We start from the raw sequence: 13,278 nt of genomic DNA, 5'->3' as shown, positions 1-13,278 counted from the left end.
TTTGGCAGCAACAGTGGCTTTGGTGCGGGCCTCAACCTGTCCACGCTCAACGGCAGCAACGGCTTTGCGATTAACGGCATCGCGGCCTTTGACCTATCAGGGTCGTCGGTCAGCAGCGCCGGGGACGTCAACGGCGATGGCTTTGATGACCTGATTATCGGGGCAGTGTATGCCGACCCCAACGGCATCAGTTATGCAGGGCAAAGTTATGTGGTGTTTGGCAGCAACAGTGGCTTTGGTGCGGGCCTCAACCTGTCCACGCTCAACGGCAGCAACGGCTTTGCGATTAACGGCATCGCGAGGGCTGACCAATCAGGCTGGTCGGTCAGCAGCGCCGGGGACGTCAACGGCGATGGCTTTGATGACCTGATTATCGGGGCACGCTTTGCCTCCCCCAACGGCATCAACAGTGCAGGCTCCAGTTATGTAGTGTTTGGCAGCAACAGTGGCTTTGGTGCGGGCCTCAACCTGTCAACGCTCAATGGCAGCAACGGCTTTACGATTAACGGCATCGCCGCGGTTGACCAATTAGGCTGGTCGGTCAGCAGCGCCGGGGATGTCAACGGCGATGGCTTTGATGACCTGATTATCGGGGCACGCTTTGCCGACCCCAACGGCATCTACGGTGCAGGATCTAGTTATGTAGTGTTTGGCAGCAACAGTGGCTTTGGTGCCAGCTTCAACCTGTCAACGCTCAACGGCAGCAACGGCTTTGCGATTAACGGCATCGCGGCGAATGACTGGTCAGGCTCGTCGGTCAGCAGCGCCGGGGACGTCAACGGCGATGGCTTTGATGACCTGATTATCGGGGCACGCCTTGCCGACCCCAACGGCATCCGTGATGCAGGGCAAAGTTATGTGGTGTTTGGTCAGGGAACGACTCCCACCAATCAACCCCCCGTGGCTAACGCCGACAGCGCTACCACGGCTCAAAATACTGCCGTCACCATTGCGGCTTCAACTCTGTTAGCCAACGACACCGATGCCAATGGCGATAGCCTCAGCCTGACGGGGGTAAGTAATCCTGTCAATGGCAGCGTTACCTTCTCTAATAGCAATGTCATCTTCACCCCCAGCACTAACTTCACGGGTAACGCCAGTTTTAACTACAGCATCAGCGATGGCAAGGGCGGCACCAGCAGCGCTATTGTCAGTGTCGCCGTCGGCGGTATTCAAATCGGTGGCAACGGCAACGACACTCTCACGGGTACAGCAGGGGACGACTCGCTCAACGGCGGCAACGGTAACGACAGCCTCATCGGTAATGCCGGAAACGACACCTTGATTGGGGACAATGGCAGTGACTTCCTAGTCGGGAGTGCCGGCAACGACTTACTCAATGGTGACAATGGCTCAGACACCTTGACGGGTGGACTCGGCAATGACACCTTAACAGGTGGCAACGGCTCTGATGTCTTCGTATTTGCTGCTCTTGAGGGGACTGATACGATTACTGACTTCAAGTTGGGTAACGACCAAATCGGTCTGACTGGCGGTTTGACCTTTGGTCAATTGTCGTTCTCCGGCAATCAGATTCGTGTGGGTAGTGAGGTTTTAGCTGTCCTGACGGGAGTGAATACGACTACTCTCACCGCATCCAATTTCGTCGCAGTCTAGAACCGCGCACCGGCTGAGTGCGACGGGTCAGCAGCGCTTGTGGCTGACCCGTCCCCGCCCTAATTTTTGCCTCGACCCAGACTCGCTCAATTCAAGGCAAAATATCTCTGATGAAAAGCTCAAGTCCCGCTACGAATCAAACCTGGTGTAAGTGAGATGAAATCAAGGCAGATCAGGCGAACCCAGAGCTTGCCTTTTCCTCGGATAAGCTGCCTTACACCTAATACCGGAGTCGCCGGAATCAAGCCTTTTTAACAATCGATTCTCATCGATATATACCTAGCGGCAATCGCGCCATTGAGAAGAGGGCAGAGAATCTCAAAACACGTCCACTAATACAACCAAAGTGCATCAAATGACAGCTCTATTCTATCAATCAGCCGTGCATCAAAGTAACGCTTGAGAATGCACCGATGCTGCAATTTGTCAGCAGTCATTTGCGCCCGTATTTAACTTACTATTCCGAGTCCCGGTATTCCCTAAAACGTAGGGGCTGCGGTCAACAAAATCTAAATTCCGCCAGCATAAACTTTACTTTTTAGGCCGCCGCTGCTGGTAAACACTGATAACTTTATCGGCATAAGTAGCTGTTGCCCCACTTTTACAAGCTGCGGAGTCCCCAGTCATCCACCAGCAAGCGGCGCGGCGTACTGCGGTTAATTCATTGTTGCTGCTAGCTTTGTATTCGTCGCGCAGCAAATCGCCCACGATACAGGTAACAATTGATTTGGCTTTTGTCGCGTCGGCCTCAAATTGTTGGGGTGTTAAATCTTGTTTGGTACAGAATTTTGCCCAGCGGGAAATATTGTTCGGTAAAACTTGCCACTGACTGTACATTCCGTCATTTGCGGCTTGTGGCGGGGCGGCTTGTCGCAGCGCTTCTACGAGGGCGGAAACTTGCGCGTCGGTGACTGATTGCGCTGCTGCTGGAAGTGATTGCAATCCGAGGCTAATTATCAGGCTGCCGAATAGTAGATTGGTTTTTGCGATCGATTTAAAATTCATTCACAATGCCCTGTTTGATTTAAACTTTGTTTCCTCAAACAAGGTTTACTATTTTGTCGCTGGAATACCTCTATCTTAAGTATGATTTATTTGCCCACTTAATGCACTGTCATCGCGCTTACGATAGGAATTGTTAATGAATTCGGATAAAATTATGGAAGTACAAGAGAGGGAAATTCGACGTTACATCCGACCTGATGGCAGAATTCCTTTCTTAGAGTGGTACTACGCCCTACGAGATGGCAAAGCCCAAGTTAAGGTTGATGCAAGGCTTGAGCGAGTTAGTCTCGGCAATCTGGGGGATTATAAGCCAGTAGGAGATGGTGTCTACGAACTCAGGATTAACTACGGCCCTGGCTACCGGATTTATTTTAGACAAATAGGAGCCACAATTGTGCTTCTGCTCTGTAGTGGGGATAAAAGTACCCAAGAACAAGATATTCGCAAAGCGAAGGAGTATTCGGCCGACTATGAAAGAAATGAAAATGCCTACGAGTGATAGCTACCGCGAGTCCCTAATTGAATCTCTTAAAGATGCTGAACACGCTGCTGGTTTTATCGGGGCTATATTGGAAGAAAAAGACCCTGAACCCGCACTCCTGAGAAATGCCATCAGAAAGGTAATTGAGGCTAAAATCAGGATAAATTCTCTTTCGGAGTCAGCAAAAGAACATCACGAAAAACTCGATAAGATGCTGACTGAAAGCGGCGGTTCGGAAATTTACAGTTTGGTAGAATTACTCGAAGCGTTAGGATTTAAACTAGAAATTACTGTCGCAGATATTGAGTTACCCGCTGACTCGGAATCAACGGATTTTGGGGAATCAGAATTATCGCCCGAACCAGTAGTAATTAATCCCAGTTAATGAGTAAATTTCGCCCTCACCCTTTCATCACAAAATCTAACAATCGGTGAGCCATTTCTAGCTTGCTGCAAGATGCTATTTCTACTTGCTTGCCGGCGGCATTAATTAATATTGCTTGATTGGTATTGCTGCCGAAACCTGCACCTATTTGATCGATCGGGTTTGCGGCAATTACATCCAGTTTCTTCGCTCGCAATTTCTCCAAAGCAGGCTTGACAATATCCCCAGTTTGTGCTGCAAACCCGATTAATTTTTGGTGCGGCTGTTTCAATTTTCCCAACTCTGCCACAATATCCGCTACCGGTGCCAACGGTAAACAATTCGGGAGTGATCGCTTGGGCAATTTCTCACTACTGTACTCAGCCGGCTTCACATCCGCTACGGCCGCCGCCATCACCGTCAAATCCGCATCGTGAAAGCATTGCAGCATCGCCTCCCGCATTTCTTCTGCACTCGTAACTGCGATCGCCCGCACACCTGAGAGCGGCAATTCCCCAGTTATACTGTGTACCAGCGTCACTGTCGCGCCCCGGTGCTGTGCAGCTTGCGCCAAAGCTATGCCCATTTTGCCACTGGAAGGATTGCCGATAAACCGCACCGGATCGAGGTGTTCCCGCGTTCCTCCCGCACTGATCAACACCCTAATGCCCGCCAAATCTCGATCGCCCTTCGCATACAACAGCGATTCAATATGAGGCAAAATCTCATAAGGTTCTGCCATGCGGCCGACACCCGCGCGATCGCACGCCAGCATACCCGCCCCCGGATTCGCAGCATGATAGCGCCGATAACTCAACACTTCCCGCCAATTCCGCTGCACCGCCGGCTGTTCCCACATATCCGTATTCATCGCCGGTGCCAGCAAAATTGGGCAACTAGAAGCTAAGACAGTATTAGTCAGCAAATTATCAGCAAAACCCCCCGCCAACTTAGCCAAAGTATTAGCTGTCAAAGGAGCAATCACAAAAACTTCCGCCCATTCTCCCAGTTGAATATGCAGGGGACGCCCGTGACTTGGTTGCCAAAAATCTTTGTCAGTAAAAGCAGGATGGCGGCAGAGAGTAGCAAAAGTCAAAGGCGTTATAAACTCCCCAGCCGCATCAGTAAGAATAGCTTTAACTTCCGCTCCAGCTTTCGCTAAAGTTGAAACTACTTCGCAAACTTTGTAAGCCGCAATCCCGCCACTAACGCCGATTAAAATTCGTCTGCCCTTCATGATTTTTGGTAATACAGCAACCTTCGAGGTTATGAGAACTTGATGAATTCCTGAAACCATTGCGGAGAATTGCCCGATCGCCTCTCCTCATTCTTTCATCCTTCATCCTTCATCCTTCATCCTTCATCCTTCAGCCATAAAAAAGAATCAAGAAAGAAATTAAGATAAAAACAGACTAAAATCCCTCACTCATCTGTTTAATCTGCAACAAAATATGCTGCTAACTTCTTCCTCAATCCCGTAGAAAATTTTGAGCTAGATTTTTAAGTCTATGCTTCGTCGTAGGCTTCCATATCCAGAAGGTGGAGATAAGGTTCAACCATCTCTGGCCGCTGAAAAGCAAGCGATCGCAACAAATGCCAATCATTCAATCCCTCAAAAGGATCTGTATAATCGTCAACTTCCAAACGGACAGCCAATTCCGCCACGTCCTGAGAAGTAAGTACAGCAATATCGCGCGATGCTTTGGTTAAAGTTTTCATTTTTTTCCCCTGCCCGAGACTTCCGCCATACTATATACTAAACCTTTAATCAGATTTCGACACAGTTTCTACAACAAAACTTCGCATTACATCTATAACTTCCGGCAGAATCTCGTGTCCCATGTTAAATTCTCGATACTGCACCGCAGCTCCCCAAGCTGTCAAACTCTCGCGCGATCGCACAGCAGCACTAACGGGAACAATAGTATCTTGAGTACCGTGTACGATTAAAACAGGTGGCAAAACACTCCCCGCAACTGGCGAAATCTGGTGTAAATAACCACTCAGACAAATTAAACCAGCTAGGGGCAAAGTCAATCCCACATCTAGAGTCATCGCTCCGCCTTGAGAAAAGCCGCCTAAAATCGTGCGAGACAAAGGCACGCCCGTGGTGCTTTCCAAAGACAGCAAAAATTCCCTCAGCAATTGCCGGCTTTCTACCAATCCCTGAGCGTCTTTGCTTTGAAGGTTATACCACGCTTTGCCGCTTGTTACCTGGGGATGAGGAAATGGGGCATCGGGAAACAGAAACTGATAATCCGGCAAATTGAAAAAGGGTGCTAAGGAAGTCAAATCCCGAGCATTAGCACCCCATCCATGTAAAGCGACAATCAAAGCGACAGGTTTGCGATCAGTTTTTGGCGGAATGCTAATAAATTGTAAAGACATCGTAGTTAGTAATTGGTAATCTGGCATCGCTACAATTATAAATTGTCACGACGGGTAAAACCCCAAATATTTGTTTTGGGCGATATTTAACTATAAATTAAGACGCGCTTGGCAATAACTATAACTCAGGACAGTTGACTGTTAATTGTAGGGTGCAACCTAAGCACCGCGAGCATCTTTCACAGGAATGCAAGCCAAATTCTCGCTAGGTATATATAGCCCAGTCTCATTAAGAGTGAGGTATGTCTGGTAATGGGTAATGGGTAATGAATAATGGCGCTACCCTGCTTTTGAACAGCAAGCTTTTTCATGATGACCTTTTTCCGGATTACCGATTACCGAACACCGAAAACCCACGCGCCCACGAACTTTTTTGAGAACTACTATATGTCAATCGAGTTCTCCGGTTCCCACTCCTAAAAACTATTTTAAAAAAAAATAACTTCTACCAATTTATTCACCTAATTTCACTTGATATTAGTTCTCAGAAAAGCTGCAACTGTAGAAGGCACCTAAACCATTAAACAGTAATTTATCCCCAATTCTAAAATCTAAAAGCTAAAATCTAAAATCTAAAATCGATTGACACCTACCGCAGGTGAAACCTTAGAAAGAGATTGCTCGAACTGTTGCCGCACCGGCACCTCAATCAAGAATTCAGTTCCCTCTCCCGGAGCCGATACGCACCTGAGCGAACCGTGATGCTTGTCTACTATTTGATAGCAGATCGACAATCCCAAGCCAGTACCTTTGCCCACAGGCTTGGTAGTAAAAAAAGGATCGAATAAACGTTTTTTGACATTCTCCGTCATGCCCGTTCCATTGTCAGCGATTCGCACGCATACACAATTAGAATTTAAAAGTTCAGTGCGAATCCGAATAGTAGGTAAAAATGCAGAATTGGAGGCTTTGTTTTCGAGCTTTTTTGGATTTTCGGTATCAGATAAAACATCAATAGCATTGCTCAAGACATTCATAAATACCTGATTCAATTGTCCCGCCCAGCACTCCACTAATGGCAAATTTCCGTATTCTTTGATGAGTTTAATGCCCGAAAAATCAGCTTTTGGTTTCAGCCGACTCTCCAAAATCATCAAGGTGCTGTCAATGCCTTGGTGAATGTCAACCGACTTCATTTCAGCTTCATCCAAGCGCGAAAAATTCCGCAGAGAAAGCACGATCTGGCTGATACGTTCAGCTCCCATATTCATAGATTGTAGGATTTTAGGCAAGTCTTCACTGATAAACTCCAAATCAATCTCTTTTAGTTTCGCTTGCACTTCGGGCGTTGGGTTCGGATATTGCTGCTGGTATATTTCCACAAGTTTCAGCAAGTCTCGAGTATATGCGCCTGTATGGATTAGGTTGCCAGAGATGAAGTTGACAGGATTGTTAATTTCGTGGGCAACTCCAGCCACCAACTGCCCCAAGCTGGACATTTTTTCAGTTTGGATTAGTTTAAATTGAGCTTCCTGCAAATTTTTTAGTGCTGTTTCTAGTTCAGCAGTGCGCTGTTTTAGTTGAATTGTACGATCGTACACTTGCTGTTCTACTTTTGCAGTACGTTCTAGAGACATCAACAGGTAAATCGTCAAGCTGCCAGTCATCAATAGCCCGATCGCGCCAATTGCCAGCGAACCCTGATGCGTCCTCATACTGTTGTACCCCTTTCCAGGCAAAACTAGCAGCCTCCACTGGCGGTCTGCTACCTTAAATAGGCGAGTGCAAGCACTCGGATATTGACAGATTTTTCCCAGCAAATTAGTTAACTCTGGCTTTTCGTGTTTTGGGTTATCTATCAACTGCTTAGCTTGTGAGTCGTAGCGCACCAGAAAGCGTTCTTTCTCTATAGCAGAGTTGTCATAGAGGTAAAAATTAATCTTGTCTAAATTTAGCGATTCTAAAGAGGAATCGACCATACTCGTGATCTGAAACAGACCCGCAATAACTCCCATGAGGTTTTGGCGGCCGTTAACGGAGTTATCAGCAGAAGTTGTACGGCGGTGTACTGGTAGAAATACTTGCAATCCCGGTTGATTGTTGCTGACTAATCTAATCCGCGCCGAAGCCGCTATTTTCCCGGTATTCACCGATTTCTCTAAAGCTGATTTGCGATCGGGGCTGGAGGCAACATCAAAACCGATCACTTTGTTATCTTCTTCTAATGCTTCTCTGTAAATAATGGGAAAGTATTCCGATCGCACTCTTGCTTGGACTTGCTTTTTGTCAGGAGTTCGTTCATAAATTTGAAATGCGGGAAAATCGGCGGCTCGAATTGTCCGTTCGTAAGCTGCTTTTTGGGCAGCCGGCACGCGCCGAATCCAGTTAACAGAATGTATAGCAGTATTTCGGGCAAGTGCAGGTTGAGCGAATTGCTTAAAATCTTGTCGGCTAACTTCAGTAGATGCCCTGTAGAATCCTTCAAGTGAGTACAGAACTTCTAAATTTTTATTGATGCTTTGCTGCAATGTCACATTCAGGCGATCGGCTTGCTGATGAAATTCAACTTGCATTCGTTGGTTTTCCGAATGCCACACAACGGCTGCGGCTGCCAATGACAAACTCGTCCCTGTGCAAAGAGTCAGCGCTGCTGGAATGTAGCGACGGTGCGACTGTAAACTTTCGGTCAGCGAATTAAACCAATTGCTCGCAACATTCATATTCCCACACCTTCTGCTACCGGAGTGCAATTCGTTTAAGGACTTGTGAAATTCCTTGATAGCACGAAGGGCAGCGCAGAAACGAGATTGTCTAAAAACTTATGATCGCAGGAATAAGACTTACCCTGAGCAACTCAGTTTCTACGAAAATATTGGTCTGGTAACGAGAAAGTTGGGAAGAAACCGGCTTTTTACGAATAGTGTATCCACGACTGAGGAATTGTAACTAAGTGTAACTAAGTGTAACTAAGCCAGTTCCCATCTGGGCCCTCCCAAATTCCTTCCCCGGAAGAACCTGGGAACGAGAAAAAACCTTGATCTGGTAGGGCGGGTACTCAATACCCGCCCTACAAAGCCAACTTAAAGGTGGAACCGCTTACAAAACAGTCCCTATTTCCTTCAAATAAACCCGTGTAAACGGTTCATCATCCCCCAGAGCATACTGTTCGATCAACCCCTGGCGGCGAATAGAAATACTATTTCCTTCCCTCACCACAACAGTATCGTCATCAGTGCTTTCTCTAACCAACATCATCTCAGTTTCTCCCGGATTATCTAGCACCACCATATTGCTGCCCCGATAAAACATTCCCTCAGCTTCCAAAATATCTTCGGGATATTCAGCAATTAACAAATCGAGCTTGGGATTCCGTAGCAAACTTTGCACGTTAAGATGGTAATTCTTATTCAAAACTTTTTCAGAACGGTTAACAAAAAGTCCACCGCGACAAACAGCACCGATTGTCCAATCGGGATGCTGCAACAGAATATGGTCGATGGTTTCTTGTAGGTCATGTACCGAAATTCTGTTGAAAGTAATAATCGGAATTCTGGCGGATTTTCCCGATTCAAAGAAAGTTTCGATAATATGCAAAGGCACATCAACTCCTTCGCCGACAGCGGGGTTGAGGTGCATAAAAATTCCCGGCGCGGCATTGATCTCGATAATCCCAAAATTGCCTGTTTTCCAAGATTTGGCGAGAGTTTCTGTCATCACATCAATCCCCAAACAAGTTAACCGGAAATGTAGGGCGATATCTTGAGCCAAAACAATGTTATCCGGGTGAATGGTGCGGGTAGCGTCGATGCTGATGCCGCCTGCGGAAAGATTAGCGACTTTGCGTAGATACACAGTGCGATCGCTACTTGGCACACTATCCAATGACAGCCCTTGTTCTTCCAGATACATTTCCATCGCTTCGTCGGACTGAATTTTGCTCATCGCCGAAGTTGGCGTATCCAAACGTTCTGGTTTGCGGTTTTCACGGCGGATCAATTCGCGAATTGTTGAGTCGCCATCACCTGTTACGCAAGCGGGTCGGCGTTCAGTTGCAGAAACAAATTTGCCGTCAACGCACAGCAGCCTAAAATCCGATCCTTTGATGCTGTTTTCCACAATTACTCGCACCGGATCGGTTTCGGGAATAGCCTTAACTGCTCTTTTAAAAGCTGCCTGCAATTCCTCGGCATCCCGGACATCTGCTGTTACGCCAATTCCTTTATGACCGACTACTGGTTTGATAGCAACTGGGTAGCCAATTTCTCTAGCAACTGCCAGAGCTCCGTTTTCTGTGGAGACGATATCGCCTTTGGGAACAGGAAATCCTAATGTAGCAAGAAAAGCTTTACAATCGTCTTTGCGCGTAGTAAAATCTGAGTCTAAGTGGCTGTCAGAATCAAAGGTAGTTGCAGAGCCACGAACCAGTTTTTTGCCGTACCCATATTGCATTAGTCCTTCATCCCACAAATAAAATGCGGGAATGCCTTTTTGGGATGCCGATCGCATTAACGAATAAACTGTCGGGCCTCCGTAAACTGACTGCCGGAACATATTTTGCAGCGCGCCAATTTGTGCTTCCAAGGGAAAGTCTTGATTTTGATTAATGGCTTCAAACCAATCCCAAACTGCGTACACTACTGCTCTGGCAGTGCGGGCGTGAAGTGCTTCTATGCTGATTCTGTTAAACTGAGAAAACGGCTTGATGTTCCAGTGTTGAAAATGCAAACCCATGTCGAGTTTTGCTACTTCTGAGGCGGTACGGCCGAACAGTTGGGCATGGTTCAAGAAAGTTTCGTGCAGGAATTGCGGGTAGCGATCGCTAATAATTTCCTGGTAATGTGCGATCGGCAAAGGTTCGCTCCCGCCCGTCACCGCTAAATCAAAAACTAAAGCCGCGGTGTCTAAATAAGGGTTGGGCCCGATATAGTGTTTGAAGTTGAAAACATCAAAAATATCGGTTTTTCGAGCATTGACGCGGGCTGTTTCAGTGGTTTTTTCTTGCAGCATTTTCTAACCTCCTTTGAGCTAATTTTTTACGGTAACTTTATAGTCGGTGCATGGGATACTACCTGCGGGCATAGATATTCCAGCAGTGAGATAAATACTCCCAACAATTCTGCCTTCAGTATTGCCCTATAGGGGGAGTGGGAGAGTAGGGGAGATGGGGAGAGGGGGAGAGGGGGAGAGGGTGAGAGTAGGAAAATATTCCTTCTTCCTTCAACATCTAACTAAGCATAGATGACTAAGCATAGATAACTAAGCATAGATAACTAAGCACTTATGACTAACGACTACTTCTTTCCCCCCTTACAAAAAAAAGCTATAACTTTTGAGAGGTACACTGTGTACTTATAATTGTTTATGACAGTGAAAGAAAATTTAAGAGGCAGCAAATTATGAAGATCGCACAAACTGCTCTCAGGGAAAAAGTTCACCACTTAGCTGAGGAAGCATTTCACCGGAAGCTAATTTCTGGCTACGGCGATGGTCAAAACAGCAACGAATATCAGATTGTCTGGAACGGAAAACCCAGACACCTACCTTTAGAACGGGCGAGTACCATATTGAGCAATTTGATCGAGCGATCGCACTAACGGGCGATCGGACTAATTGAGGACTTACGCTCATCAACCCGATTTCTACGAGCAATCAGAGGAGGATTAGCGAAGAATCGGATCAGAAACCGGATTGATCACCGCGCGCGCGTGGGCCCTGTAATTTAAGCTCATTTCTTGACCCCTCCTATCTCCTGTTAGGAGGGGTAAGTTTGTTTCGTGGATCGTCGAGGATGAGTAAACTCCCATATCACCCTTGCTGTGTGCGTTCTAGAGTGGTAGAAACCGGAGATTTTTTTGTATCTATATATACCTTTTGGCAGTTTTCGGAAAAAGGAATTTTGTGTTTTATTGAAATTTAATAAGTTAAAAGTGGAGATAATATGGCGAGCAACGAAAACCAGGGGAAGTTGCTAATTATTGGTGGCGCGGAAGACAAAGAGGGCGACTGCAAAATTCTGCGGGAATTCTTGCGGTGCGCCGGAGGCACTAAAGCGCGCATTGTAGTGATGACTGCTGCCACAAGCCTGCCGGGAGAAGTAGGAGATAATTATATCCGAGTGTTTGAGCGACTTGGCGCTGAAGATGTGCGAGTTGTTGACACCCAGAGACCCGAAGATGCCAGCAATCCAGATTATTTAGAAGCGATCGAACAAGCCACTGGCATATTCTTTACTGGCGGAGATCAAGCGCGGATTATTAGCTGCTTGAAAGACACCAAACTCGACGCAGCTATGCACAAACGCTACTCGGAAGGGGCGATTGTTGGTGGCACCAGCGCCGGCGCGGCAATGATGCCAGACATGATGATTATTGAAGGAGACTCAGAGACAAATCCCCGCGTTGATGTGGTAGCAATGGGTCCGGGAATGGGTTTCCTTCCAGGAGTTGTCATAGACCAGCATTTCGCCCAGCGAGGCCGTCTGGGACGCTTAGTTTCGGCACTCTTGCTGCAACCTGCCGTGTTGGGATTTGGTATTGACGAAAATACAGCTATTTTAGTCCACGGTGACGAGTTGGAAGTCATTGGCGAAAGCGCTGTAACTGTCATCGACGAGTCGGAAAAACTCCACGACAATGTAGAGGGACTTTTGAAGGATGAGGCTTTGGCGATTTGCGGCGCTAAGTTGCACATACTCCCCCACGGATACCGGTTTAACTTGAAAACTCGCCAGCCGGTGCTCCATAACGTAGCAACTACAGCAGAGAAAGAAAGGGCGATCGCCTAATTTACTTGCAACTGGCAAACATCTTAAAATTATGTAAGGTGAGCACTGCACACCTTACCCATTCTACCAAGTAGGATGCTTAAAAACCCAGTTTATCTGTCCATCAGTAATAAAAAGAAGAGGATTTTACCTCTTCTTTTATTGCTGCGGTTTCGGGTTTTTTAAGCACTTTTCTGTTCGCCAAAAATCGACTGCTGCCCTTCTGCGGTCGATATTAAATTCCACCCTTGAGTTCTCAGCTTTTGATATGTTGCCCATCCCTTAGAACCGCCCGGTTCCCGGTAGTCGGGTACAGCGAACTGCGGAAAAGCTGTATAAGACCGCCACCCCTGACGGGCATCGGTGCGTAAGTGCAATATCTTTTCTCCCTTGCCTCCGAGTCTGGGCAACCAACACATTTGTTTTAGCATTTTTAACACTCCAGAGTATTACAGTAACGGTAATTCGCCAACATCCCCAATTAAACTTTTAGAGCTTTAGAGCCACTGCTCGGAATATCTAACGGGTAACAGGGACGAATGAGATTTTCACCAATTACCAATTACTGAGGTAGCAGCAGTCGTTAAAGCTGATTTCGGTTCTGCCAAGTTTGCCAGTCAAAAACTATAAAACAACTGCTGCCAAGACATAAGCAAAAATAATCATTGCTCTTCTCGGCTCAAACTTGGCTTAAAGTCGATGGCGCGAAAATCCAGTTGA

Annotated in this window: 12 protein-coding genes; 5 read left to right on the top strand and 7 right to left on the bottom strand. The window is 46.9% G+C overall.

Going from position 1 to position 13,278, the window contains the following annotated elements; all coding sequences use genetic code 11:
* A partial coding sequence (locus QT979_RS06450) for a cadherin-like domain-containing protein (RefSeq protein WP_333308770.1) occupies positions 1 to 1,617 on the top strand: 1,617 nt, incomplete at its 5' end.
* Between the two features lie 531 nt (positions 1,618 to 2,148).
* Here the strand turns inward: QT979_RS06450 and QT979_RS06445 are convergent.
* The gene (locus tag QT979_RS06445; RefSeq protein WP_333308768.1) at positions 2,149 to 2,622 is read right to left on the bottom strand and encodes a hypothetical protein; all 474 of its coding nucleotides are present in this window, start codon (positions 2,620 to 2,622) and stop codon (positions 2,149 to 2,151) included.
* 154 nt (positions 2,623 to 2,776) lie between these two features.
* Here QT979_RS06445 and QT979_RS06440 point away from each other — a divergent pair, with 154 nt between their 5' ends.
* Together QT979_RS06440 and QT979_RS06435 are read left to right on the top strand one after the other, a co-directional pair.
* Entirely contained in the window at positions 2,777 to 3,121 is a 345-nt protein-coding gene (locus QT979_RS06440; RefSeq protein ID WP_333284034.1) for a type II toxin-antitoxin system RelE/ParE family toxin, read from the top strand.
* A complete protein-coding gene (locus QT979_RS06435) occupies positions 3,108 to 3,488 on the top strand; it encodes a transcriptional regulator (RefSeq protein ID WP_333308766.1) in 381 nt (126 codons plus the stop codon). The genes QT979_RS06440 and QT979_RS06435 overlap by 14 nt, the downstream gene beginning before the upstream one ends.
* A gap of 16 nt (positions 3,489 to 3,504) precedes the next feature.
* Here QT979_RS06435 and coaBC read toward each other — a convergent pair whose 3' ends face one another.
* From coaBC to QT979_RS06410, 5 genes are all read right to left on the bottom strand, one after another.
* A complete protein-coding gene (gene coaBC / locus QT979_RS06430) occupies positions 3,505 to 4,704 on the bottom strand; it encodes a bifunctional phosphopantothenoylcysteine decarboxylase/phosphopantothenate--cysteine ligase CoaBC (RefSeq protein WP_333308764.1) in 1,200 nt (399 codons plus the stop codon).
* A 269-nt stretch (positions 4,705 to 4,973) separates the two neighbouring features.
* Positions 4,974 to 5,186: a protein IsiD gene (gene isiD / locus QT979_RS06425; protein ID WP_106150386.1), complete on the bottom strand. Its 213-nt coding sequence runs from the start codon at positions 5,184 to 5,186 to the stop codon at positions 4,974 to 4,976.
* Positions 5,187 to 5,231: 45 nt separating this feature from the next.
* Positions 5,232 to 5,855 (bottom strand): alpha/beta hydrolase, encoded by a 624-nt coding sequence (locus QT979_RS06420; protein ID WP_333308794.1) that lies wholly within the window; start codon positions 5,853 to 5,855, stop codon positions 5,232 to 5,234.
* Between the two features lie 572 nt (positions 5,856 to 6,427).
* Entirely contained in the window at positions 6,428 to 8,515 is a 2,088-nt protein-coding gene (locus QT979_RS06415) for a CHASE domain-containing protein (protein ID WP_333308762.1), read from the bottom strand.
* Between the two features lie 376 nt (positions 8,516 to 8,891).
* On the bottom strand, positions 8,892 to 10,802 hold the full coding sequence (locus QT979_RS06410; RefSeq protein WP_333308760.1) for an ATP-binding protein: 1,911 nt from the start codon (positions 10,800 to 10,802) through the stop codon (positions 8,892 to 8,894).
* Between the two features lie 389 nt (positions 10,803 to 11,191).
* On the opposite strand from QT979_RS06410, the gene QT979_RS06405 reads away from it, so the two are divergent.
* Complete coding sequence (locus QT979_RS06405; RefSeq protein ID WP_015175364.1) at positions 11,192 to 11,389, top strand: hypothetical protein; 198 nt, start codon at positions 11,192 to 11,194, stop codon at positions 11,387 to 11,389.
* Between the two features lie 344 nt (positions 11,390 to 11,733).
* Positions 11,734 to 12,579: a cyanophycinase gene (locus tag QT979_RS06400; protein WP_333082903.1), complete on the top strand. Its 846-nt coding sequence runs from the start codon at positions 11,734 to 11,736 to the stop codon at positions 12,577 to 12,579.
* 161 nt (positions 12,580 to 12,740) lie between these two features.
* Here QT979_RS06400 and QT979_RS06395 read toward each other — a convergent pair whose 3' ends face one another.
* Positions 12,741 to 12,989: a hypothetical protein gene (locus tag QT979_RS06395; RefSeq protein ID WP_333308758.1), complete on the bottom strand. Its 249-nt coding sequence runs from the start codon at positions 12,987 to 12,989 to the stop codon at positions 12,741 to 12,743.
* Positions 12,990 to 13,278: the final 289 nt, after the last annotated feature.

It is taken from the genome of Microcoleus sp. w2-18bC1 (genome assembly GCF_036700365.1).
Classification (GTDB): Bacteria; Cyanobacteriota; Cyanobacteriia; order Cyanobacteriales; family Microcoleaceae; genus Microcoleus.
The sequence above is the reverse complement of the archived record's forward strand: the minus strand, read 5'-3'. Positions and strand labels throughout refer to the sequence as shown.

Coding starts and splice junctions, on each gene's coding strand:
- QT979_RS06445 (WP_333308768.1), bottom strand. CDS start 2,622: ATGAATTTTAAATCGATCGCAAAAACCAATCTACTATTCGGCAGCCTG.
- QT979_RS06440 (WP_333284034.1), top strand. CDS start 2,777: ATGGAAGTACAAGAGAGGGAAATTCGACGTTACATCCGACCTGATGGC.
- QT979_RS06435 (WP_333308766.1), top strand. CDS start 3,108: ATGCCTACGAGTGATAGCTACCGCGAGTCCCTAATTGAATCTCTTAAA.
- coaBC (WP_333308764.1), bottom strand. CDS start 4,704: ATGAAGGGCAGACGAATTTTAATCGGCGTTAGTGGCGGGATTGCGGCT.
- isiD (WP_106150386.1), bottom strand. CDS start 5,186: ATGAAAACTTTAACCAAAGCATCGCGCGATATTGCTGTACTTACTTCT.
- QT979_RS06420 (WP_333308794.1), bottom strand. CDS start 5,855: ATGTCTTTACAATTTATTAGCATTCCGCCAAAAACTGATCGCAAACCT.
- QT979_RS06415 (WP_333308762.1), bottom strand. CDS start 8,515: ATGAATGTTGCGAGCAATTGGTTTAATTCGCTGACCGAAAGTTTACAG.
- QT979_RS06410 (WP_333308760.1), bottom strand. CDS start 10,802: ATGCTGCAAGAAAAAACCACTGAAACAGCCCGCGTCAATGCTCGAAAA.
- QT979_RS06405 (WP_015175364.1), top strand. CDS start 11,192: ATGAAGATCGCACAAACTGCTCTCAGGGAAAAAGTTCACCACTTAGCT.
- QT979_RS06400 (WP_333082903.1), top strand. CDS start 11,734: ATGGCGAGCAACGAAAACCAGGGGAAGTTGCTAATTATTGGTGGCGCG.
- QT979_RS06395 (WP_333308758.1), bottom strand. CDS start 12,989: ATGCTAAAACAAATGTGTTGGTTGCCCAGACTCGGAGGCAAGGGAGAA.